Here is a 24,059-nt window from a genome sequence, read left to right on the forward strand (position 1 = left end):
TCTGTAAAAGAAATCAGATTTTGCCTTCTACAAATTCACGCATTCCCTGGAAAATAAAGTATACAGAAGTTGCACCCGCATCCTGATGTCCGATTACATCTTCCGGTGCAAGAGATTTCGCACGGCCATACTTTGCAATATATTTCTTGGTATCTTCCATTCCCTGACGTGCGCCTTCTTCTGCTGCCTTCAGTGCTTCAAGAAGGGAGCTCTGTGTATGGCTTTCCAGCGCTTCTACAGCCGGAATCAGTGCATCGACCATTGTTTTGTCTCCTGCCTGTGCACCACCGCGCTTCTGAATGTTGATCAGGCTCTTTCTTTCCATTACAGCAAGATCTTCTACATTCAGCTCAGCCTTCGGATCCATTCCTTTTGCACCTTCAAGGTACAGGCTTCCAAAGATTACTCCTGATGCGCCGCCCATGGAATTCAGCATTGCCATGCCGGCTGTTTCAAACAATTTGTATGCGTTGGTCTCTCCCTGCATTTTTACAAGTTTTTTCTTTGCTTTCTGCATTCCGCCACACATACCGATTCCATGATCGCCATCACCGATTGCACTGTCGATCACTGTCAGATAAGGTTTCTGTGCGATTACTTTATCAGCCACATAGATCAGCATATTTCTGGTATCTTCGGCACTCAGAGTATCCAGAACGCCTTCTTTGCTTCTGACGATCACTGCCGGTTCTACATCATTTTCATCAAACTCCAGCTCTTCTTCATCATCAATATCCAGAAGTCTGGCTGCCCCTGAGAATTCTCCCTTTGCATAAAATGGTGTGAAACATGGTGCATCCAGATATTTTTTCAGTTCGTCATCCAGTAAAAGGATAGTGATGGAAAATCCACCCATTTCCATGGACGTACAATATGTCTTTACTTCTGAATCATATACTTTGATACCGTCTTTATGTAACAGTTTATATAATTCATAATAAACGAGGTTTAATTCCAGAAGAGGGGTTGAACCCAGACCATTAACCATAACGGCAACTTCTGCTCCCTCTTTTAATTCTTTTGCTATTGTTGATTTTTCTTTAAAGGTATTGTATATCTTTGCCACCATTTCATTGCATGGCATCATCTTTGTTGTCTCAATACCTTTTTCTCCGTGAAGTCCCATTCCAAATACGACTTCATCATCAGCTACTGTAAATGTAGGTGCATCATTTCCCGGCAAAGTACACGGACTTGTGCATACACCTAATGTATTGATTCTGTCTCTGCATTTTTCGGTTACTCTTACGACTTCCTCAAGGCTGAGCCCGGCATCGCATGCAGCACCGGCAACTTTGAATGTATATACATCTCCGGCAATACCGCGACGTTCTCCGATTCTTTCTTCAGGTGCAGATACAAAATCATCCCAGATTCTTACATGTGCAGTCTTCATTCCTTCTGCCTGGCACAGTTCCTCAGCCATATCGAAGTTCAGATTGTCACCTGCATAACAGCCGTACATAAACAATACACCTTTTCCCTGATCAACAGCCTTAGCTGCTGCTTTGATCAGTTCCGGATTGGGAGAGGCGCATACATTTCCGCATGCTACCGCATCGGCAAGTCCTGCTCCACAGAATCCTGTAAATAATGGTTCATGTCCGCTGCCGCCTCCGATTACAAGCGCAACTTTGTCCTTGCGTGCATTGCGGTAATAGAAGGCATTGAAATCATCAACCTTTTTGTAGTATTTTTTGTACGCTAAAAGGTAGCCGTTTAAGCTTTCTTCTACAACATTTGTTACATCAGCATTCAGTATTTTTTTCATTCCACTTTGTCCTCCACTGCAGTTTTACAAACTACGCTGTAACAGAGTGGCTATTTTCGATCTTCCATCGCTTTTAAAAGAGCCACTACCATTTCATTCACTCTTCCCGCTCTGGATGTCGCATTTACTATTCCGGATGTAGAGCCGGAGCCATCTGCTCCGTAATAAACCACTTTATAAACATCTTCTCCCGTTGTGATTCCGGAAGCAATCATTACTTTAGTATCAGGGTTTACTTTCTTGATTTCTTTACAACACTCTACTGTATAACTTGCATCTGCTGTTGTGCCGGTTCCGATCAGAGCCGTTGGTTCCGCAAGAATCACATCTGCACCAAGTTCTGCCACAGCCTTAGATTCTGTTGTTGAATCTGCACATACAATCGTAATCAATCCCAACTCTTTCGCCCTGGTTATGCAGGCAAAAAGTTCTGCAAGTGTTTTTTGATTTTCTGCATGATTTAAAACAACAGCTTTTGCCCCAGCTTCAACCAGAGATTCAGGCAATACTGCGCCCATTCCTCTTCCCGGTTTCAGACTGTCCATATTTTGTGCAGTCACAACTACATGCTTTGTATTTTCTGCTATCAGACGAATGTCTGCATAAGGACAGGTAAAAAATAGCATAACACCTGTTTCGGCAGATATCTTATCGCATGCTAATGCAAGTTCCAGACTTTCTTTTCCCCATAAATATGATTTCGGGTTGACAAACAGAAAGGGTACCGTTACTTTACTCATACAATTCCTCCAATGTTTCACGCGTTTACGAGTTTCATTCTAATACAACTTTTACATAAAATCAAGAATCAATACTGATGTTTTTATTCAATTTGTACATTATTATTTCGTTTTCACCTGATTCTTTCGTTTTTATTTCAGAAGAGCATTTACTATATCTTCTGCAATTTCGTTGTATCCTGTCATTCCGCCTTTCCCGATCACAGTCATTCCCTGATATTTTCCGTCTGCAAGTTTTGAAACATCTGTCTGTGGGATCACATAATCCAGTACCTCCAGACATTCCGTTCCAAGCATTCTGCATACGTGTACCATGGTATCTCCGCCCGTCATATATAGACCGGCAATTCTGCTTTTTCCACATGTATTCAATACTTTTTTTACGATCATCCCCAGTCCTTCATTGATTTTGTCCGCACTCATTCCATTTGGATAACCGTGTTTTTTATCTTCTGCATCCAGATCAAGGAGCGTTCCATGTAATGCCGTTTCAAACACTACTACCGGAACATTACTCTGATTTTTCAAAATTTCAATCGCATCCTCTGCTGCTTTTACAATCTCTTTTTCCGCCTCCTCTGCACCGGATAACAGCCGTACAGGATCCACGCTGATCTGGTGTGCGTCTGTTTTTTCAAAAAGTTTCTGCATCTGGCGTTTTGTGACTTCTGTAGCGCTTCCTGCTGCTACCAGAACTGTACGTCCCGGTTTGACAGATGCTTTTTCTTTTACATTCAGAGAATACAGCCCATCCTGTTCCTGTCCTGCCAGACCTCTCTGTCTTGCCAGCTCTGCCGTAAATGGTCCCGGATCCACACTCAGTATATTCCATTGCAGCTTCATACAGGCCTCTGCTATTACTGTGACATCCTGCTCTGTAATTGCATCCGCCACAAGTACCCTGCTTCCATTTGCACGCTTTTCGCGCATATCTTCGACAACTGCCAGACTTCCCTTCAGCACCTTTTCCAATGGTATGAGCGCCACGTTCTCCTTAGTCTGTGTTTCCAGCAGACGCGGAATATAATTTTCTGTCACAGGAGTCCGCACGTCTTTTGCAACAGGAGTATTTACAAGTGCAGTTCCATCTATGATTGAATAGCCACCCACCAGAATTCTTCTGGATTTCGGCATAGCCGGTACCACAACTGCAACCACATTTTCTCCCAGCACACTTAACATTGCGTCGATTTCTGTCCCGATGCTGCCGCGCATGGTAGTATCAATTCTTTTTTGAAAATATCTGCAGCCCTGTCCGACAAGAACCTCTGTCGCAAATTTCACTGTCTCATATGCTTTCTCAGGTTTATATGCACGGCTGTTTGAGCTGATTACAATTGCTCCTTCTGCCTCTTTTTCAGACGCATCTGTTGTTTTGTTTACAGCCTCCTCATGAAAATAAACCTTTGTTTTTACACCACTTCTTGCCAGCAATACTCCCGTTGTCGTTGCACCTGTAAGGTCATCTGCCACAATTCCAAGGTAAGCCATTCTACCATCTCCCTTATTCTGACTCAGGGCGGGAAAGCTATCCCGCCCTGAGTGTCCTTACTATTTTTGATGCTTTTCAGCTGTTATTTGCTTTCATGCTGTTTTGCAGCATATTCAGCAACTACTTTTGTTGATTCGATCAGGCTTACCTCATCTGCAATACCTTTTCCGGCAATATCAAATGCAGTTCCATGATCTACTGAACTTCTGATAAACGGAAGTCCGAATGTAAGAGTTACAGATTTTTCAAAATCCAGCGTCTTGCACGCAATATGTCCCTGATCATGATACAAGGATAAAATCGCATCATATTTTCCGGATTTTCCAATATGGAAGACTGAATCTGCCGGGCATGGACCAACCGCATTGATTCCCATCTCCTGAGCTTCTTTCACTGCCGGTTCAAGGTCTGTGATTTCTTCTGTTCCGAATAATCCATGATCACCGTTGTGAGGGTTTAATCCGGCAACTGCAATCAGTGGATTTTCAATTCCGATCTTCCGAAGTTCCTTGTCAATGTTTACTACATTCTCCAGAACCACTTCTTTTGTTGCATAATGGCATGCATCCACCAATGACATGTGGCGGCTTACGAAAAAAACTCTGAGCTTATGGCAGGAGAACATCGTCAACGCATACGGGGAATTGGTCTGATGCTGATAGATCTCTGTATGTCCCGGTTCTTTCACTCCTACCAGTTTGATTGCTTCTTTGTGAATCGGAGCTGTTGACACTGCATCAATTTTCTTGCTCATTCCAAGTTCAATTGACTTCATGATCCAATCAACTGCCATCTGTCCGGCAAGTTTCTGTACCTTTCCCCATTCAATAGAATCCGTATCATAATCTCCGGTTTCCATAATATCAATTGTACCATATTCATACTTTGCCTGCGCCGGATCTTCAATTTTATTGTATTTCAGTTCCCTACCAAGCACTTTTGCTGCACGATCCATAATTGCAATACTTCCAATCACAAATGGTTTACAGCACTCATGTAATTCTTTGTCCAGCATTGCACCTACGACAATTTCCGGACCGATTCCTGCCGGGTCACCCATGGTAATTGCTGTGACCGGTCTAAATTTTGTCTCGTTATTCATAGTATCCTCCCTGCGCCTTTACAAGTGTATCAAACTGTTTGCGGTCATGTCCGAACCATACCTGCGCGTTACTGTCTTTTGCAACTTTCTTGATATACTTCAGACTTCTTCTCCAGCCCACGGTATCATAGATCACTCCCGGCTCACGTTCCTGCTCATAGTTTTCGGAACAGTACACTGCATCTGATGTAATAATAACGGTACCTGTCTTCTCGAGATCAACTTTAAGTGCCAGAACACCCCGCGCATGTCCAGGTCCGAGATTTAAGATTGTCAGGCCAGGGCATACCTGATAATCGCCTTCTCCACACTCCAGAAATTTCCAGTTCAATTTCTTTTTGATCCATACATCTGTATCTTTCCAGATATAAGAATCCATATATCTGTGCTGTGCATATGCACCGATGCAGGCATTAAATTCATCTTTATGTACAATAAATTCTGCATTCGGGAAATACTCCACGCATCCCGCATGATCGTTATGCATGTGGGACAAAATGACCGTCTTAATTTCATCCGGTTTTATGCCCAGCTGTTCAAGCTGATAAAGAATTGTTGTTGTTTCATCACCTTCATATGGCACCTGGTTCTGAAATTCTACCGGCCAGCGTCCGTTTTCGCCCATGCAGTCCGGATGGCAGCCTGTATCATACAGCACATAGCCTTCCTCTGTTTCAAATAAATATGCCGGTACCGGGAATTCCACCATCTCATTCTCACAGCGTGGATCGTTTACTCTTGCCACATGTGACATGGATACTACCAGATTTTTATCTAATTTCAGGCTTCCCAGCTCAAATACATACATCTTCATATTATCTTTACCTGCTTCCTGTTTTATTTAGAAATCAAAATCATCTACATTGTCTTTTGTGAACTCTACCAGCGGAAGACTAATATTCATGCTGAGATCATCTTTTTCCGGTGTAAACTCACCCAGTTTTCCTGCTTCAAATGCTTTTCCTGCTTCAATTCCACTTGTTGCAAGAGTATATGCTGTGTAAACTGTCAGATATCCATGATCCGGTGCACTCCACAGCTGTACATCTCTGATAGAACCGTCTTTCAGATAAGATTTCATTGTATTCGGAGTAGAGTTACCGCAAACTACAACATCACCTGTTTTGCCTGCTGCTACAACTGCATCTACTGCTCCCGGAAGGTTCGGTGCACCTAATGCGATGATTCCCTTCAGGTCAGAATAGCTCTTCATCAGGTCGCTTGCCAGTGTATTTGCTTTCTGTGTATCTTCGCCCGCTTCACGTGTATCTACAATGTTGATATTTGGATATTTTTCTTCAATACGTGCTTTGATCGCATCAATCCATAATACCTGATTAACTGCTGTAAATGTTGTTGTGATGATTGCGATGTCGCCTTCTTCACCAATCTGATCCGCCATAGAATCGATGATTGCATTACCGAATGTTGTATAATCTACAAGATTTACAAAAATATCTCTTGTATTGGCATCTGCATCCCAGGATACTACTTTAATACCGGCTTTTTCTGCTTTCTCAAGTGTTGGTTTGATCGCATCCGGATCGTTTGCTGCAATACAGATTACATCCGGCTGTGTCGGAATGATCGTCTCCAGCATTTCGATCTGTTTATCTACAGTAGCTTCTGTAGGTCCCTGCCATGTCACTTCCACTTTGTCACCCAGTTCTTTGGCTGCCTCATCAACACCCTGTTTTACTGCATTGTAATAATCGATACCTACTACTTTTGGCATAACAACGATTTTTGTCTTATCCTCTGATCCAGAAGCAGAATCACTACTGTCACCACTCTTCTGTCCACATGCCGCCATAGAGAAAACCATTGATAAAGCCAGCCCCGCACCAATCACCTTTTTTAAACCTTTTTTCATTGTCATATCCTCCTTATTTTTTATTTGTGTCTCTCACAAATATATTTTTATTTTATTGTTTTACATTTCTACTGTTTTCCTTGAAGCAACAAAGTTATTAAATGCAACTGCCAGAATCAGGATCAGTCCGATGATAACCGACTGAACTTCTGTCTGGATCGCTGCTGTTGTAAGTCCGAGACGAATCATTACAATGATGATTGCTGCAATGTAAGCTCCCGCGAAACTTACTTTTCCACCTGCCAGTGATGCACCTCCGAATACAGCGATTGTAATTGCATCCATCTCATAGTTGTTTCCGTAATCTGCTTTTGCACTGCTTACACGACAGGTAAAAAGCACACCCAGAAGTGCTGCAAAAAATCCTGATAATACGTAAGCTTTTACTTTATTCCATGTAACACGGATTCCTGAAAAAACAGCTACTTCTTCGTTGTATCCGATACTCTTCAGGTATACACCGAAATTTGTCTTGTAGATAAATACTGCAACAATGATATATACAAGTGTTGTTACGACCAGCTGTACCGGTAACGGTCCGATGTCTCCCTGTCCCAGGAAGTACAGATTTTCCGGAATGGCAATTGCAGATCCACCTGAAATGCCAAGAGCAATTCCACGGAAAAGTTCCATCGTTGCAAGTGTTACGATCAATGCCGGAAGTTTCAACTTACAGACTACATATCCATTTAACATTCCGCCCAGTGCACCGATCAGCAAACTGAACACTACAGCAAGTATGGAAGGTATACCAATCTGGCAGAACAGTCCCAGACATACGGAGGATAATGCCATCATAGAACCAACAGAAAGGTCGATTCCTCCTGTCAGAATAACCAGTGTCATTCCAAGTCCGATGAGACTAGTCTCCGATATGAATCTTGTCGCATTCAGTAAGTACAATGGTGTCAGGAAATAATCCGACAGATTCGACATAACGCCCATAACAATTGCCAGTACAACCAGCAGAATGAAAAAATTATTTTTTGTCAGTTTTTTAATCATTTTCAGCACCTCCTTTTACAAATCTTGATTTTAATTTTTTAAAATCAATTGCATAAGATGCTACGGATACAAAGATGATCAGACCCTGAACTGCCTGTTCCCACAATGCATCAATTCCAAAGAATACAAGAACGGTACCTAATGCACTGATCAGAAGTGCTCCGAGAAATACTCCCGACACATCTCCCTCGCCTCCGACTGTGCTTGCTCCACCTACTACTGCGGAGGAGATCAGCGTCATTTCCCAGCCTTTTCCTGTATTTGACTGAATTCCACCATATCGTGTGGTATAAATAGATGCTGCAAGACCAACCAGAACTCCACATACAGCAAACGCAATAATTCTTGTCTTTCTTACATTGATACCACTAAGTCTTGCCGAAGCCGGATTAGAACCAACTGCATAGAAGTTTCTGCCCCATTCTGTCCGATTCAGAACAAACCACATGATTACCGCCACCAGAATCATGATATATACCGGTATCGGAATTCCGAATGCCCTGCCCTGTCCAAGATTTAATATATTTTTCGGAAGTCCGTTGATCCAGCTTCCTTTTGTGATAATGATCAGCAATCCTCTGTAGATACTGAGCAAACCGAGCGTTGCTACAATCGCGTCCAGCTTCAGGATCGTAACGATCATTCCGTTTACAAGACCAAGTACAATTCCCACAAGCATGGATCCTGCGATAACAACGATCAACGGCATCCCTGCTTTTGCGAGAAGACCGGTAGTTGTACAACAGGCCGCCAGGATCGCTCCTACAGATACATCGATGTCTCCGACAAGAAGAACACATAACATACCAAGTGCCGCAATTGCTGTTGTTGAAACGTTCAGTAAAATATCCATCGCATTATCAACACTGAAGAATGACGGTGCTTTTACAAGCATGATCGCCAGAATAATTACATAAAATATTAATAATGCTTTTATTGCTTTTCGATTTTTATACATATTCTTACGCTTCCTTTCCCGCAAGTGCCATACCCAGTATTGCGTTCTTTTCAAAGTCTTCTGTAAGTTCTCCGGCAATCATTCCCTGTCTCATTACGATGATCCGGTCTGCGATCATCTGTGTTTCTTCTATATCGGATGATACAATCAGGATACCTCTTCCTTCTTCTGCCAGTTTTATGATCAATCGATAAATTTCCATCTTGGCACCTACATCAACGCCACATGTCGGTTCATCAAGAATCAGCAGCTCCGGATCTGTATTCAGCCATTTTCCAATAACAACTTTCTGCTGATTTCCTCCGGAATAAGAACCTCCGTCAAGTTTTGCTGTTGGTGGATTTAACAGTAACCCTTTCACCTGTTCTTCTACACGCTGAGCTTCCTTTTTCTTATCTCGAAAACCATGCTTTGAAAGTGTCGGAAACGCTGCCAGCACCATATTTTCTGCTGCACTGATTTCTTTTACCAGTCCCTGTCTTCCACGGTCCTCCGGAACCATTACGATTCCCTGTTGAATGACATCCCAGGTATGTTTTTTTATCGGTTCTCCTTTGAAAGTAATCTCACCGGAGTCGTACGGATCAATTCCGAATATCGCTCTCATTACTTCTGTTCGCCCTGCACCTACCAGACCGGAAAGTACCACGATCTCACCACGGTGTACCTGAAAACTTATATTCTGGAATATATTTGCTTTCGTTAATCCCTTTACATCCAGAAGCACTTCACCTGTTTTTCTGTCTTTCTTGTCCAGTTCTTTATCTACTTCCTTGCCAAGCATGGAATTGGTTACCCAGTCGGTTGTTGCATCTTTTGTTTCTTTGGTTCCGATTATCTTCCCATCTCTCATAACCGTTACCCTGTCTGTGATCTGGAAAATTTCTTCCATTCTGTGTGAAATATAGATGATTGAAGTCCCTTCCTCTTTCAGTTTACGGACAATATTGAAAAGCATTTCTGTCTCCTGTTTGGAAAGAGAAGCTGTCGGCTCATCCATGATCAGGATTTTTGCATCCATGGACAATGCTTTTGCAATTTCAACCAGCTGTGCAGAAGCCTTTCCGAGGTTTGCCATCTTTTCATATAAATTGATCTTCACTCCAAGTCTTTGAAATGTCTGTTCCGCAATTTCTTCCATCCTTTTCCAATCAAGCTGAAAGTTCTTTTTCAGGCGTTTTCCTACAAACAGATTTTCCAGTACTGAAAGCTGAGGATAAAGACTCGTCTCCTGATAAATCGTTGCCACTCCAAGAGCCTGTGCTTTTGCCGGTGTCAGATTTTTTGTTCTTTCTCCATCAATAATGACTTTTCCCTGATCCTGGCTCAATGCTCCGGATATGATTTTTATCAGTGTACTCTTGCCGGCTCCGTTAATTCCGAGAAGCGCCTGAATCTCACCCTCCTTCAATTCAAAATCAATTCCCTTTAAGACATGATTTCCGCCAAAACTCTTATATATCTTATCTGTTTTCAATACATACTTTTGTCCATCCATGCCAAGTCCCTCCTGACTTTCGTTTTTCGCTTTCGTTTCTCCCTTTCGCTTGCTTTTATTTTCTTTCTGTAACTTGCTTTTATATTTTATATCATATATCACATTTTTTTGTTTTTCAACGTTTTTCTACTATTTCGTCACTTCTAGGAATATCTCGCATCCTGTTTTGTTTGATTTATACAATATTTTCTCTCATTTTTTTCGTTTACTTTCATTTTTTCGTTTTGTTAATTATTTAGCAATCATTTTTTCGATTTTTACAATTATTTTTTCACAAAACAGTTGCTTTTTTTTTCATTTAAAGATAGAATGAAACCAAACATACAGCAAATCGAAGTAAAAATACGGAGGTTGTTTTATGGAAAAACGAAGACAATTGATTTTAAAAGAAGTTGAAGAAAAAGGTGAGGTACGTGTTGCATTCCTCAGTCAGAAATATAACTGTTCCGAAGTGACTATCCGAAATGATATCAGAGTTCTGGAACAGGAAGGAGCATTAAAAAGAGTTCATGGCGGCGCAATTGCCCTGGAAAAAGCACATGTACGGAAGTATTCTGCAGAAAGTGTATACAGAAACACCGAACAGAAAAGAAAAATCGCCGCATGTGCATACAATTTTATTGATGACCAGGACACCATCATTATTGATGATGCCTCCAGCAGTTTTTATCTGGCATTATACATTAAAGAGCATCCCGAAAAACGACTTGCGATCGTAACCAACTCGCTTCTTGCAGGCAATGAGCTGGCCGGGCTCGACCATGTTGATCTCTATATGATCGGCGGACATGTGGGCGGACATCTGGCCGCTACTATGGGTGATGATGCTCTGGAAAACATGAAACATTTTCAGGTAGATAAGGCTTTTATTGGTGTTCACAGCATCAATTTCGATGTTGGGATCACCTCTATTGCAACACCTCAGATGCAGGTGAAACGCGCCATCCTGAACATGTCTCACAAAGTATATGTTCTGGCTGACAGCAGCAAATTCGGCGGCGGATATCTGTCCGTTATCTGCCCTATGAAAGATATCTATAAGATTATTACAGATGACAGTATTTCGACAGAAAACATCAAAAAAGCACAGAAAGAAAACATTTCTCTTGTTATAGCAAGATGAGCATCTGATGTCCCCGCGTCACGGTGATACTTTCTTATACTTTCCTGCTATTCGGCAAAAAATCACTGCCACTGCGGTACTGACAGCGGTGGCAAGAATCGCTGGCCCAACAATCGCCGTCGGATCTGCACTTCCATATTTCGCCCGGTAGGCAATCATATTTACAGGAATCAGCTGCAGGGAAGAAACATTGATGATCAGAAACGTGCACATTTCATTACTGGCAATCATGCTGCTGTTTTTGACTGCATCCTTCTTTCCACTGTCTTCTGTATTCTTCTCTGCATTTTCTTTCTGTAACTGCAGTTCTTTCAATTCCTTCATCGCACACAGACCCGAGCTTGTGCTTGCCCAGGACAATCCCAGCACATTTGAAAGAAAGTTAAGACATATATAATGCGCCGCTTTTGACTCTGTATCCAGCTTCGGAAATAAAAACCTTATCAGCGGTCTCATTTTTGCCGCCAACTCCGTGACCAGTCCGGAATTCTCTGCAATCTTCATCATTCCCGTCCACATCGCCGTAATTCCCGCCATCGAAATACAAAGACTGACCGCTTCCCCCGAACATGACACAAAAGCCTTCGTAACTTCATCCACATTTCCGGCCAGCACACCATACACAATCCCGATCAGAAGCATCCCACCCCAGAGATATACCATGTAGATTACCTGCATCCACTGTCACTTCATTCTATTCTTTCCATATAACTTTTAGAAGTATTATCTGTTTCTCTGCTGCAAAGCCAGTCCAATCAACCGATCCGCCTGATCTGCCATAAACAATGGAATATTCAGCACATCATCATCCAATTTGAGATTATCCAGAGAAAATCGGATACGAAGTTTAACCTTATCTGGAAACAGTTCTTTGAACTTTTTTAGGCTTTTGCTGGTCGTATTTGCCTCAGATTTGACTTCCACAGGAAAAATATCGTTTTCTCTCTGAATAAGAAAATCCACTTCATATGGCGGATTGCTCTGGCTCCAATACCGGGGAACTACTTCAAACTGCGTAATCAACGTTTGTAGTATAAAATTCTCGGTCAATGCGCCTTTAAATTCTGTGAACAGACGGTTTCCCTCACCAAATGCTGTAGGTGCCAACTGTGCCAGACGACGAAGTAAACCTACATCAACCAAATAAATTTTGAAAGCTGACAAATCATCGTAAGCTGCTATCGGAAGTCCAGGTGCAGAACTACGATAAATTTTATGCACCAATCGTGCATCCACCAGCCATTGCAGAGCATTCTCATACTCACGAGCTCTCGCACCTTCTTTGACAACTTTGTATATGAATTTTTTATTTTCTCTTGCCAGTTGAGATGGAATAGACTTCCATATCATTGAAATCTTCGGAAATTCGCTGATATCAGGATGTTTCGCAAAATCACGCTCATAAGCATCAATAATTCCAGACAGTGCTTCCTGCATGGCTGTAACATCACGTGCTTCTGTCCACATCTTAACCGCTTCCGGCATTCCTCCCGTAACATAGTACATCTTCAATTTCTCATAAAGTGGATTGAAAAACGCATCTGGAATCGGCTCAATCGTATCAACGGTTTCCAAATATACAGAAAGATTCTTATCTCCATTAGCAAGCAGGAATTCAGAAAAAGTCATAGGGTCTATCTGCATAAAATTAACTTTACCAACAGGAAATGAAGACGGCTTTGACAAAGCAATCCCCAGCAAGGAACCGGCGCATGCAATATGATACTGCGGCGCATTTTCACAAAAGTATTTCATAGAATTAATAACTTTAGGGCAATCCTGTACCTCGTCAAAAATAATAAGCGTTTTTTCCGGCATTATTTTTTGACCACTCGCCAACATCAGATTTTGCAAAATTCGATTTACATCTTTTGTGGTTTCAAAGAACTGTTTATATTCTTCATTTTCATCAAAGTTAAAATATGCAGTATTCTCATAATATTGTCTGCCAAACTCTTTCAAGATCCAGGTCTTTCCCACCTGACGCACCCCTTTCAGAATCAACGGTTTGCGATAGGGAGAGTTTTTCCAGTCTAATAGTTTATTTAAAATAAAGCGTTCCATAGACATTCCTCACATTTTTATTGTTGTTTTTGTGTGTATCAATCACATTTTTATAAATATTTGTGTGTATAACAATCACATTTTTATTATATCCAAAGGATTTCAAAAATACAACTACTGCCATAAAATCAATTTACTTTCCGCAGGAATCTGATATCAAAGTGTCTATATTAGGTATAATTTGCTTTCTATTTTCGCATATTTTATTCTTAACACAAAAAGACCGGACCCTTTTTTCAAGAAATCCAGTCTTTTTATAAATTATAAACTATTATTTAATATATACCTTATCCAGATGCCAGATATCATCTACATATTCCTGAATCGTTCTGTCGGATGTGAACTTACCGGCACATGCAGTATTCAGCATAGCCATACGAGCCCAGCCTTTTTCGTCTTTGTATGCTTCTTCCACTTTCTTCTGCGCTGCTGCATAAGAACGGAAGTCAGCAAGAATGAAGTACTGGTCTGCTCTCTCTCCGCCATTCTGGTTGAGGAGAGAATTGTACAGATCACGGAACAGTTCTGTATCAGAGGAGAAGGTTCCGTTGACAAGCTCTGTCAGTACCTGACGGATCTCATCATCTGTATTATAGATGACTCTCGGATCATATCCGCCATTGTTTTCGTAGTTGATAACTTCATCTGCACTCAGACCAAAGATAAATGCATTTTCTTTACCTACTTCATCTACGATCTCAACGTTTGCACCATCCATGGTTCCCAGAGTCGGTGCACCGTTCAGCATGAACTTCATGTTACCTGTACCGGAAGCCTCTTTACTTGCAGTAGAAATCTGCTCGGAAACATCTGCTGCTGCAAAAATCATCTCAGCGTTGGATACACGATAGTTCTCGATAAATACAACTTTCAGTTTGCCTTCGATAGAAGCATCATTGTTTACAACATCTGCTACAGAGTTGATCAGTTTGATGATTTTCTTAGCGCGTGCATAACCTGCAGATGCTTTTGCTCCGAAAATAAATGTTCTTGGGTAGAAATCCATTTCCGGATGTTTCTTAATCTGGTCATACAGATAAATTACATGAAGGATGTTCAGAAGCTGACGTTTGTACTCATGAAGTCTCTTAACCTGAACATCAAAGATAGAACGTGGATTTACTTCTACTCCGTTGTGCTCAAGGATGTATTTTGCCAGACGAACTTTGTTCTGATATTTGATATTCATGAATTCCTGCTGTGCTTTTTCATCATCCACATAAACCTTCAGCTTGCTGATCTGAGAAAGATCTGTGATCCATTCCGGTCCGATGTGATCGGTTACCCAGTCTGCAAGAAGCTGGTTTCCGTGAAGCAGGAAACGTCTCTGTGTGATACCGTTTGTCTTGTTGTTGAATTTCTCCGGCATCATTTCGTAGAAATCTTTCAGTTCCTGTTTCTTAAGGATTTCTGTATGAAGTTTTGCAACACCGTTTACAGAGTAGCCTGCAACAATTGCAAGATGTGCCATTTTGACCTGTCCGTCATAGAGGATTGCCATCTTCTTGATCTTGTCATAGTTTCCAGGATATTTTTCCTGAATTTCAAGAACGAAACGGCGGTTGATCTCTTCGATGATCTGGTATACACGCGGAAGCAGTCTGGAGAACAGCTCAACCGGCCATTTTTCAAGTGCTTCTGCCATAATCGTATGGTTTGTGTAAGCAACACATTTTGTTGTGACAGACCATGCATCATCCCATCCAAGTCCTTCTTCATCCATAAGGATACGCATAAGTTCTGCAACAGCTACTGTTGGATGAGTATCGTTCATCTGGAAAGTAACTTTTTCGTGCAGTTTCATGATATCTTTGTGATTCTTTTTGTATTTTGCGATAGCAGCCTGAAGACTTGCAGATACGAAGAAATACTGCTGTTTCAGACGCAGTTCTTTACCTGCCATGTGGTTATCGTTCGGGTAAAGGACCTCAACAATGTTGCGGGCAAGGTTTTCCTGCTCAACCGCTTTTTTGTAATCACCTTTATCGAAGGAATCAAGCTCAAAATCAACGATTGGCTCTGCATCCCAGATTCTTAATGTGTTTACGATTTTGTTGTTGTATCCAACGATCGGCATATCAAACGGAACAGCTTTTACTGCCTGATATCCCTTATGCACAAATTTATTGGAGCCTGTTGCCGGATCATATTCAACATCAACATATCCGCCAAAATGAACTTCTTTTGCATATTCCGGACGACGAAGTTCGAACGGATATCCATTTTTCAGCCAGTTATCCGGTACTTCTATCTGATATCCGTCTTTGATCTGCTGTTTGAACATACCGTAACGATAACGGATACCGCATCCATATGCGCTGTAGTTCAGAGTTGCAAGAGAATCAAGGAAGCATGCTGCAAGACGTCCCAAACCACCATTACCAAGTGCCGGGTCCGGCTCCTGATCTTCGATCACATTGAGATCAAGACCAAGCTCATCCAGAGCTTCTTTTACTTCTTTGTATGCAGTCAGGTTGATCAGGTTGTTTCCAAGAGCACGTCCCATCAGGAATTCCATGGACATGTAATAAACCGTTTTCGGATCCTGCTCTTTATATGCATTCTGTGTTTCCAGCCAGTTATCAATGATAACATCTTTTACGGTGTAACATACAGCCTGAAAAATCTGTTCCTGTGTAGCTTCTTCGAGTTTTTTACGATACAGGAATTTGACATTTTCCTTTACGCTCTCTTTGAAAGCTTCTTTTTTAAACTGCTTGTCGATCATCGTGTTTCCTCCTTATTGTGCAGCTTAAGCTGCGCTTTTTTGTTCCCTCAATTTTACGAATCATGCCCGGTAAATTACCGGGCATGTATTGTTTACAAATTACATTTTTGCAACACCAAGAACAACTGGCTCTTTGTTGATGTTCCATTCTTTTACATAGCCATCGGTTGTGCCCAGAGTCATATCCTCTGCCAGTACTTCAGACATGATTTCCTCTTTGTGGTTCTTCATGAGTTCAAGAATCTTATCATTGTCTTTTGCGTAGATATGGATCTTATCCATAACTTCAAATCCAGCTTCTTTTCTCATGGTCTGTACCTTGCTGACGATCTCGCGGACAAAGCCCTCTTCGATCAGCTCAGGTGTCAGATTTGTATCAAGAACTACGGAAATATCACCGTCTGCTTCTGTTACATAACCTTCTGTCTGTGCGGTCTCGATCAATAAGTCTTCCTCAGAAAGTTCTGCCTTGTTTCCATCAATATCCAGTGTCAGAAGACCTGTGGATCTCAGCTCATTCATAGCTTCTGTTCCATTGATCTCTGAAAGTGCCTTACGGATACCGTTCAGAAGCTTACCGTATTTTGGTCCTACTGTACGGAGCTGCGGCTTGAAGCTGTAAGAAATAAAGGATTCTACATCGCTGGCGAATTTTACTTCTTTGACATTCAGCTCATCTGCAATGATGTCTGTATAGAACTCACCCATTTCTTTGTCCGCTTTTACGTACATTGTACCGATCGGCTGACGGTTCTTGATATTTGCAGTATTTCTTGCTGCACGTCCAAGAACAACGATCTTGAGAAGTTCTTCCATGTCATCTTCCAGCTCTTTGTCGATCCACTCTTCTTTTACTTCCGGGAAGTCGCAGAGATGGATACTTTCGATTGCCTCTTTATCGATGCTTCTTACAAGGTTCTGGTAAATTTCTTCTGTCATAAACGGAATCATCGGAGCTGCCGCTTTGGAAATTGTTACCAGTGCAGTATAAAGTGTCATGTAAGCATTGATCTTATCCTGCTCCATGCCTTTTGCCCAGAAACGTTCACGGCTTCTTCTTACATACCAGTTACTCATCTCATCTACAAATTCCTGCAGAGCTCTTGCACTTTCCGGAATCTTGTAGTTTGCAAGGCAGTCATCGACAGTCTTCACTACGGAGTTGAGCTTGCTTAAAAGCCATTTATCCATAACCGGAAGATTTTCATAATCTAAAGTATATTTTGTTGCGTCAAAATTGTCAATGTTTGCGTACAGTACAAAGAATGCGTAAGTATTCCACAGAGTACCCATGAATTTACGCTGTCCTTCCTGAACAGCTTTGCCATGGAAACGGTTCGGCAGCCACGGAGCACTGTTAATATAGAAATACCAGCGGATTGCATCTGCACCGTATTTCTCAAGTGCATCAAACGGATCAACTGCGTTTCCCTTGGATTTACTCATCTTCTGACCATTCTCATCCTGTACGTGTCCGAGAACGATAACGTTCTTGTATGGAGCCTGATTAAACAGGATCGTAGACTCGGCAAGCAGAGAATAGAACCATCCTCTTGTCTGGTCAACAGCTTCGGAGATGAAATCTGCCGGGAACTGTTTTTCGAAGAGTTCTTTGTTTTCAAATGGATAATGATGCTGTGCAAAAGGCATTGCTCCTGAGTCAAACCAGCAGTCAATTACCTCCGGTACACGGTGCATGGTTCCGCCACATTCCGGACATTTCAGTGTGATCTCATCGATATATGGACGATGAAGCTCTACTGTTTTGGCTTTTTCGTCGCCGCTCATCTCGAAGAGTTCCTGACGGCTTCCGATAGAATGCATATGTCCGCATTCACACTGCCAGATGTTCAGTGGTGTTCCCCAGTAACGGTTTCTGGAAATACCCCAGTCCTGAACGTTTTCCAGCCAGTCGCCGAAACGTCCTTTACCAATGCTCTCCGGAATCCAGTTGATGGTGTTGTTGTTGCGGATCAGGTCATCTTTGACTGCAGTCATCTTAATAAACCAGGATTCACGTGCATAGTAGATCAGTGGTGTATCACATCTCCAGCAATGCGGATAATCATGCTCAAATTTCGGTGCATCAAAAAGTTTTCCTTCTTTGTCAAGATCCTGAAGTACAAGCGGATCAGCTTTCTTTACAAAGATTCCTGCATATGGAGTCTCTGCTGTCATATCACCTTTGCCGTCTACAAACTGTACAAACGGAAGGTCATAGTTACGTCCGATACGGCTGTCATCTTCACCGAATGCCGGTGCAATATGAACGATACCGGTACCATCACTCATAGTTACATAGTTATCTGCTGTAACAAAGTGCGCTTTCTTTTTCTGTTTTGCTGCTGCCTCTCCGGCACATGCAAACAGTGGTTCATATTCTTTGTATTCCAGATCTTTACCAACATATTTTTCAAGTACTTCATATGCCGGAGTTTCTTCGGAACCGAGTTTACCAAGAACTTTATCAAGTAAAGCCTCTGCCATATAATAGGTATATCCGTCTGCTGCTTTTACTTTACAATATGTTTCATCCGGGTTTACACACAGTGCAACGTTAGATGGCAATGTCCATGGTGTTGTTGTCCATGCAAGGAAATATGCATCCTCTCCGACAACCTTGAAACGAACGATTGCGGAACGTTCTTTGACTGTTTTGTATCCCTGTGAAACTTCCTGTGCAGAAAGTGGTGTACCACAACGCGGACAGTAAGGAACGATCTTGAATCCTTTGTACAGGAGTTTCTTGTTCCAGATTTCTTTCAGTGCCCACCATTCAGACTCGATATAGTCATCATGATAGGTGACATATGGATTTTCCATATCTGCCCAGAAACCAACAGTTGAAGAGAAATCTTCCCACATTCCTTTGTATTTCCAGACACTTTCTTTACACTGCTGAATGAATGGCTCCATACCATATTCCTCGATCTGTTCTTTTCCGTCCAGACCAAGCTTCTTCTCAACTTCCAGCTCAACCGGAAGTCCATGGGTATCCCATCCTGCTTTACGAGGTACCATGTAGCCTTTCATTGTACGGTATCTCGGAATCATATCTTTGATAACACGGGTCAGTACATGACCAATGTGTGGTTTGCCGTTTGCGGTCGGCGGTCCGTCATAGAACATATAAGTAGGATCATCTTTACGGTCTTCCATACTTTTTTCGAAAATATGGTTTTCTTTCCAGAATTTTTCTACTTGTTTTTCACGGTCTACAAAATTCAGGTTCGTATCTACCTTCTGGTACACAACAAATTCCTCCTTTAGATTCTTCAGAAAAATCTCTGTTATTTACTTTTTTCAATAAAATAAAAAAACTTCCGTCCTGTAAAAGGACGAAAGCAATTTCCACATTCGCACCACCTGTTACATTGTACGGGCCGGTAGTTATAAACGCCGATACATGTTCCCTTTAACGGCGGAAAACCGTCTCTCCTTACTGAGAATTTCAGGAAAGAAACTCCGGAGTGATATTCGATAAAAATTACTGGCACCGGGCTTCCACCTGTCCCCGGCTCTCTGATGTGTTCATTTTTATTTACTGTCTCCATCATGGTTTTTGCTTATTTTATATGTGCTGTTTTATTATACGGTGATGTTTTTCGATATGTCAAGGTCTTTTTGCGATATTTGGGCGGTTTTATCAGGGTTTTCCGGGGATTTTATATGGATTTGACCCTTGTATGAGAAAAACGATTACAGTATAATTGGAAAGAATGGTATACTATAGGAAATTATATCAGAAAGGTACTCATATGAATATAAAGAAAACCCTCCGGCGTCTTATGACCGGCACGCTCTTCTCTGCCATATTTATCACACAGACAGTCCCTGTCTTTGCCACAGACAGTTACGGCGCCCCTCTGGTCACGGCCACACCAACACCCGACCCACACACCGCTTATTACAACCAGCCCGCCGACACAGATTCCATCGAAGGCTGGGTAAAAGCACCTCAGATTGAAGGAGAATCCGCAATCCTTGTCGACATGCTCTCCGGTACCGTCCTTTACTCCAAAAACGCTGATAAGGCACAGTATCCGGCAAGCATCACAAAGATCATGACCGGTCTCCTCGGCTGCGAGAATCTGGATCCATCCGCCAAATTTACCATGACTGAATCCGCAGCCCGCAGCATTACCGAATCCAACAGCTCCAGTATCTACGCAGATACCGGCGAAGAATTTACAGTCGAACAGGCACTGATGGCCGTCATGCTCCAGTCCGCTAACGAAATGACACTGGCAGTCGCAGAACTCACTTCCGGCTCCACCAAAAAATTTGTCGAACAGATGAATCTGAAAGCCCGTCAGCTCGGCTGCACCAACACACATTTCAACAATCCGAACGGTCTGCCGGACGAAACACATTACACCACTGCTGCCGACATGGCAAAGATTGCCCGTGCCGCATGGTTCAACTTCACATTCCGCAAATTTGTAACAACCGGGTACTACGAAATCCCACCGACAAACAAATTCGCAGAAACACGTTATCTCCTGAACCATCACAAAATGATGAACGGCCAGACTTACGCGTATGATGGTGTCCTCGGCGGCAAAACAGGCTACACGGAAGCAGCCGGTAATACCCTTGTCACCTATGCAAAAAATGACAACACTTACCTCGTAGCTGTTGTCATGCAATCTGTAAATGGTGCCTATTCCGACACAAAAGCATTACTGGATTACGGATTCAACAATTTTTCCAGATCAAAGATCAAAGGTTTGAAAAAAGAAATCTCCAGATCCTGTCTGCCCGCGGAAAAATATCTCCTCAAAGATTACAAAGACTTTACTTTGTTCCGCAGACGGCAAAATGCCTATGTTTCATTGCCACAGGGTACTGATGTGAGCCAGCTTTCAACATCATATTCCATGACAAAAAATCTGGCAGGTCTTCCCCTTCTGACCATCACATACAGTTATAACGGCCATGAGGTTGGAACTGCCAGATATTACCAGACACGGCTCCTCTCAGACGAACTTCTCTGACTGCCGTTTAGTCTGTCTTTTCTTGCGGAGGGAATCCCGTTTTTCACGGATTTCTTCCGCTTTTTCTTCATCAATTCTCTTTAATGTCTTGATCGCATAAAATGCATCTTCATCTGTATGGCGGATTCGCACTTTTCCTTTGATATAGCCATGTTTCTGACAAAAAGATACACTTTCATATGCCCTTGAATTATTCATAAACCAGCGGATCTTACGCTTCGCCGGCAAATGGCAGACCGGACATCTGGTGCTTGCCACTTCCCGATCCTTTATGACTTTCTCCTTCTCAGCAAATTCGCGTGATACATACTCGTCATAATTCGGATAAGATAAATAAATTTCTTCTTTTCTTGTCTTTGGATTTTGATACACATCAATGGATGGATTTGCAAGCACCACCTGCATATCCAGACGTTTAAATATCTCACCCGTATACTTCGCATCCGTCAGTGCACGATGAAACTCCTGTGCTTTCGGAAGCCGCATTTTGTCGATCGCATATTCCAGACTCCGCCTGCATGGATCTTCCTTATAACAGATACCATATATTTTCTGTGCATCATAATACGTGACCGGACCTTTTATTTTCTTAAGCAGCCCATAATATTTCATATTACGCTGCAGTTCCATCACATCCTGATTGCCCCACGTACAAAATACCCTTTCCTCTCCGCACCAGTCCAGAAATTCCTCCACTGCCTGCGGAAAAGGAACTCCGTCTGCAAGATCCTTGTAATCCACATGGATCACTTCGTGTATGCTGTCATGAATCCAGTTATATACCTGAGGTTTCACAAGTCTCTGAAAAACATCCAGCACTTCTCTCTGCTCATTCATCTTGACTGCACCGATCTCAATGATCTCAAAAGGCAGACGGCTGTTGGAATATTTTTTTCCTCCGGGACTCTGGTTCCACTCAAGGTCAAAAACAATATAGTTCATACAGTAGTTCCTTCTTTTTATTTCCAATGCATTAACTCATTTTTTCTCTGTTGTCTAGTATAACAGACAGATTCGTTTCTTTCAACAAAACAGCACACACCTGCGGACAGAAAAAGACCGATACCATTTCCCGGTACCGGTCTTTTCTGCTTATAAATTTTATTTTACGGAAATATGAAATCCCGCAATCAACTGATTAATTGAGGAAACCAAAGAACTGTTCATATGCAGTTCCGTCTGATTCCTGATTCTCAAAATCCTCAAGAAGACTGTCTGTGCTCTGGTCTTCACCATCGCCCTGATCCTGACTGTTCTCTGCATCAGATTCGTCCTTTGAATCATCTTTTGAATCTTTGTTGGAATCTGTATCTTTATTTTCGCCAAGTGTTACAGTTACAGTTTTTTCTTTATATTCTCCGCCATCTGCAACTTCAAGAGTTACTTCAACTTCTTCGCCTGGCTCATAGTACTCAAGACGACTTACCAGTTCATCGGTGCTGCGTACTCTCTTGCCATCGAATTCTGTAATGATGGATTTTTCTTTAATTCCGGCATCCTCAGCTGCACCGCCTTCTGTTACTTCAGAAACAAGCACACCTTCCGGTATTCCGTAATACTGAGAAGCCTCATCACTTACTGTCATACCTGTGATTCCGAGCACACCATGATTGTCGACTTTATCTCTCGGAGTCTCATTCATCAGATCCTCAAGTGTATCTGTTACATCGGAGATTGCAATTGCGTAACCCATACCTTCAACTTCTGTGGAGGCAAGTTTTGCAGAGTTGATACCGACAACTTCACCATCCATATTCAGAAGTGCACCACCACTGTTACCAGGATTGATTGCTGCATCTGTCTGAATCAGGTTTGTTGCATCAGAATCTTCATCCTCTTCTACACCCTCATCATTGAGTTTACGGTTCTTTGCACTGACAATACCGGTTGTTACAGACTGTCCGTAACCAAGTGCGTTACCGATTGCAACGACCTGCTCACCAACCTTCAGATCATCAGAGCTTCCGATCGTAGCTACTGCTATCTGATCCATTGTATCATCAGAAATATCAGAAAGTGCTACAGAAACGACTGCAAGGTCTTTGTCCTCATCGTAACCGTTTACGGTTGCTTCATAAGTCTCACCATCGATGCAGGTAACAGATACGGTATCTGCTCCACTTACAACATGATAGTTGGTTGCGATCAGAAGATTATCATCATTCTTTCCGACAATGATACCGGAACCGCTTCCCTCAACTTCCTGCTGAGTGGTAAATCCCTGACTTCCGCCAAATCCATAAGCTCCGAGATAGTTCTGTACATCCTGGACAGATTTTGTTGTAATTGCTACAACAGATTTCATTCCTTCTGCAGCAATATCAGAAACATCAAGACTTCCTTTTGTCTTTGATCCGGAATCATCTTTGCTTTCTTTATCATCTGACTTCTTATCGGAACTCTTCTTTTTTGATTTTGTCTGAAGAAGTGTGGTATTGTCTTTATTTGATGCCGCCTCTACTGTACTGCTGTTCCATCCGGTAATTGTATTGATTCCTTCAAAGGAACCTGCTGCAAGACCACCGGCAAGTACTGCACAAAGAGCAATGCCTGCTGCTTTTTTCACTTTTTTTCTCATTCTTTCTTTTGGATCGTTGTCATTATTCATATTGTTATTCATATCATTGTTCATCATTACGTTGTTATTTTTATCGCTCATTAAAATCCCCTCCTTAGGATCATTACTCTTCACTTTATAAAATCTTCCG

General features: G+C 42.1%; 17 protein-coding genes and 1 other annotated feature. Of the genes, 2 read left to right on the forward strand and 15 right to left on the reverse strand.

Annotated elements, in window-relative coordinates; translation table 11 throughout:
* Positions 1–13: 13 nt before the first annotated feature.
* The 9 genes from dhaL to H8Z79_RS10325 form a co-directional block, all read right to left on the reverse strand.
* Positions 14–1,771, reverse strand: coding sequence for a dihydroxyacetone kinase subunit DhaL (gene dhaL, locus H8Z79_RS10285; RefSeq protein WP_118039917.1), 1,758 nt, complete (start codon positions 1,769–1,771; stop codon positions 14–16).
* 50 nt (positions 1,772–1,821) lie between these two features.
* Positions 1,822–2,511, reverse strand: coding sequence for a triose-phosphate isomerase (locus H8Z79_RS10290; protein ID WP_118039916.1), 690 nt, complete (start codon positions 2,509–2,511; stop codon positions 1,822–1,824).
* A 132-nt stretch (positions 2,512–2,643) separates the two neighbouring features.
* Complete coding sequence (locus tag H8Z79_RS10295) at positions 2,644–4,002, reverse strand: four-carbon acid sugar kinase family protein (RefSeq protein WP_118039915.1); 1,359 nt, start codon at positions 4,000–4,002, stop codon at positions 2,644–2,646.
* 83 nt (positions 4,003–4,085) lie between these two features.
* A complete protein-coding gene (gene pdxA / locus H8Z79_RS10300; RefSeq protein ID WP_118039914.1) occupies positions 4,086–5,105 on the reverse strand; it encodes a 4-hydroxythreonine-4-phosphate dehydrogenase PdxA in 1,020 nt (339 codons plus the stop codon).
* Positions 5,098–5,919, reverse strand: coding sequence for an N-acyl homoserine lactonase family protein (locus H8Z79_RS10305; protein ID WP_118039913.1), 822 nt, complete (start codon positions 5,917–5,919; stop codon positions 5,098–5,100). The genes pdxA and H8Z79_RS10305 overlap by 8 nt, the downstream gene beginning before the upstream one ends.
* 27 nt (positions 5,920–5,946) lie before the next feature.
* Positions 5,947–6,978 (reverse strand): substrate-binding domain-containing protein, encoded by a 1,032-nt coding sequence (locus H8Z79_RS10310; protein WP_182279240.1) that lies wholly within the window; start codon positions 6,976–6,978, stop codon positions 5,947–5,949.
* 60 nt (positions 6,979–7,038) lie between these two features.
* A complete protein-coding gene (locus H8Z79_RS10315; RefSeq protein ID WP_118039911.1) occupies positions 7,039–7,983 on the reverse strand; it encodes an ABC transporter permease in 945 nt (314 codons plus the stop codon).
* On the reverse strand, positions 7,976–8,941 hold the full coding sequence (locus H8Z79_RS10320) for an ABC transporter permease (RefSeq protein ID WP_118039910.1): 966 nt from the start codon (positions 8,939–8,941) through the stop codon (positions 7,976–7,978). The genes H8Z79_RS10315 and H8Z79_RS10320 overlap by 8 nt, the downstream gene beginning before the upstream one ends.
* Positions 8,942–8,945: 4 nt before the next feature.
* Positions 8,946–10,439, reverse strand: coding sequence for a sugar ABC transporter ATP-binding protein (locus H8Z79_RS10325; protein ID WP_118039909.1), 1,494 nt, complete (start codon positions 10,437–10,439; stop codon positions 8,946–8,948).
* A gap of 358 nt (positions 10,440–10,797) precedes the next feature.
* On the opposite strand from H8Z79_RS10325, the gene H8Z79_RS10330 reads away from it, so the two are divergent.
* Positions 10,798–11,562: a DeoR/GlpR family DNA-binding transcription regulator gene (locus H8Z79_RS10330; RefSeq protein WP_118039908.1), complete on the forward strand. Its 765-nt coding sequence runs from the start codon at positions 10,798–10,800 to the stop codon at positions 11,560–11,562.
* Between the two features lie 18 nt (positions 11,563–11,580).
* Here H8Z79_RS10330 and H8Z79_RS10335 read toward each other — a convergent pair whose 3' ends face one another.
* The 4 genes from H8Z79_RS10335 to ileS form a co-directional block, all read right to left on the reverse strand.
* A complete protein-coding gene (locus H8Z79_RS10335; protein WP_118039907.1) occupies positions 11,581–12,225 on the reverse strand; it encodes a nucleoside recognition protein in 645 nt (214 codons plus the stop codon).
* A 60-nt stretch (positions 12,226–12,285) separates the two neighbouring features.
* Complete coding sequence (locus H8Z79_RS10340; RefSeq protein ID WP_015541551.1) at positions 12,286–13,626, reverse strand: ATP-binding protein; 1,341 nt, start codon at positions 13,624–13,626, stop codon at positions 12,286–12,288.
* A gap of 271 nt (positions 13,627–13,897) precedes the next feature.
* Positions 13,898–16,354: a glycogen/starch/alpha-glucan phosphorylase gene (locus H8Z79_RS10345; RefSeq protein ID WP_118039906.1), complete on the reverse strand. Its 2,457-nt coding sequence runs from the start codon at positions 16,352–16,354 to the stop codon at positions 13,898–13,900.
* 99 nt (positions 16,355–16,453) lie between these two features.
* Positions 16,454–19,606, reverse strand: coding sequence for an isoleucine--tRNA ligase (gene ileS, locus H8Z79_RS10350; protein WP_118039905.1), 3,153 nt, complete (start codon positions 19,604–19,606; stop codon positions 16,454–16,456).
* Between the two features lie 79 nt (positions 19,607–19,685).
* Positions 19,686–19,920 (reverse strand) — a binding site (T-box leader).
* Between the two features lie 192 nt (positions 19,921–20,112).
* Here ileS and H8Z79_RS10355 point away from each other — a divergent pair.
* A complete protein-coding gene (locus tag H8Z79_RS10355; RefSeq protein WP_118039903.1) occupies positions 20,113–21,351 on the forward strand; it encodes a D-alanyl-D-alanine carboxypeptidase family protein in 1,239 nt (412 codons plus the stop codon).
* Here H8Z79_RS10355 and H8Z79_RS10360 read toward each other — a convergent pair.
* Both H8Z79_RS10360 and H8Z79_RS10365 read right to left on the reverse strand, forming a co-directional pair.
* Complete coding sequence (locus H8Z79_RS10360) at positions 21,334–22,293, reverse strand: 3'-5' exonuclease (RefSeq protein WP_015541547.1); 960 nt, start codon at positions 22,291–22,293, stop codon at positions 21,334–21,336. The genes H8Z79_RS10355 and H8Z79_RS10360 overlap by 18 nt on opposite strands.
* 196 nt (positions 22,294–22,489) lie before the next feature.
* A complete protein-coding gene (locus H8Z79_RS10365) occupies positions 22,490–24,010 on the reverse strand; it encodes a S1C family serine protease (protein ID WP_187002833.1) in 1,521 nt (506 codons plus the stop codon).
* Between the last annotated feature and the right edge of the window lie 49 nt (positions 24,011–24,059).

This window comes from Blautia intestinalis, from assembly GCF_014297355.1.
GTDB lineage: Bacteria > Bacillota > Clostridia > Lachnospirales > Lachnospiraceae > Blautia_A > Blautia_A intestinalis.

Bases quoted from the DNA above. Each gene is read 5' to 3' on its own strand.
- dhaL (WP_118039917.1), bottom strand. From the start codon at position 1,771: ATGAAAAAAATACTGAATGCTGATGTAACAAATGTTGTAGAAGAAAGC.
- H8Z79_RS10290 (WP_118039916.1), bottom strand. From the start codon at position 2,511: ATGAGTAAAGTAACGGTACCCTTTCTGTTTGTCAACCCGAAATCATAT.
- H8Z79_RS10295 (WP_118039915.1), bottom strand. From the start codon at position 4,002: ATGGCTTACCTTGGAATTGTGGCAGATGACCTTACAGGTGCAACGACA.
- pdxA (WP_118039914.1), bottom strand. From the start codon at position 5,105: ATGAATAACGAGACAAAATTTAGACCGGTCACAGCAATTACCATGGGT.
- H8Z79_RS10305 (WP_118039913.1), bottom strand. From the start codon at position 5,919: ATGAAGATGTATGTATTTGAGCTGGGAAGCCTGAAATTAGATAAAAAT.
- H8Z79_RS10310 (WP_182279240.1), bottom strand. From the start codon at position 6,978: ATGAAAAAAGGTTTAAAAAAGGTGATTGGTGCGGGGCTGGCTTTATCA.
- H8Z79_RS10315 (WP_118039911.1), bottom strand. From the start codon at position 7,983: ATGATTAAAAAACTGACAAAAAATAATTTTTTCATTCTGCTGGTTGTA.
- H8Z79_RS10320 (WP_118039910.1), bottom strand. From the start codon at position 8,941: ATGTATAAAAATCGAAAAGCAATAAAAGCATTATTAATATTTTATGTA.
- H8Z79_RS10325 (WP_118039909.1), bottom strand. From the start codon at position 10,439: ATGGATGGACAAAAGTATGTATTGAAAACAGATAAGATATATAAGAGT.
- H8Z79_RS10330 (WP_118039908.1), top strand. From the start codon at position 10,798: ATGGAAAAACGAAGACAATTGATTTTAAAAGAAGTTGAAGAAAAAGGT.
- H8Z79_RS10335 (WP_118039907.1), bottom strand. From the start codon at position 12,225: ATGGTATATCTCTGGGGTGGGATGCTTCTGATCGGGATTGTGTATGGT.
- H8Z79_RS10340 (WP_015541551.1), bottom strand. From the start codon at position 13,626: ATGGAACGCTTTATTTTAAATAAACTATTAGACTGGAAAAACTCTCCC.
- H8Z79_RS10345 (WP_118039906.1), bottom strand. From the start codon at position 16,354: ATGATCGACAAGCAGTTTAAAAAAGAAGCTTTCAAAGAGAGCGTAAAG.
- H8Z79_RS10355 (WP_118039903.1), top strand. From the start codon at position 20,113: ATGAATATAAAGAAAACCCTCCGGCGTCTTATGACCGGCACGCTCTTC.
- H8Z79_RS10360 (WP_015541547.1), bottom strand. From the start codon at position 22,293: ATGAACTATATTGTTTTTGACCTTGAGTGGAACCAGAGTCCCGGAGGA.
- H8Z79_RS10365 (WP_187002833.1), bottom strand. From the start codon at position 24,010: ATGAGCGATAAAAATAACAACGTAATGATGAACAATGATATGAATAAC.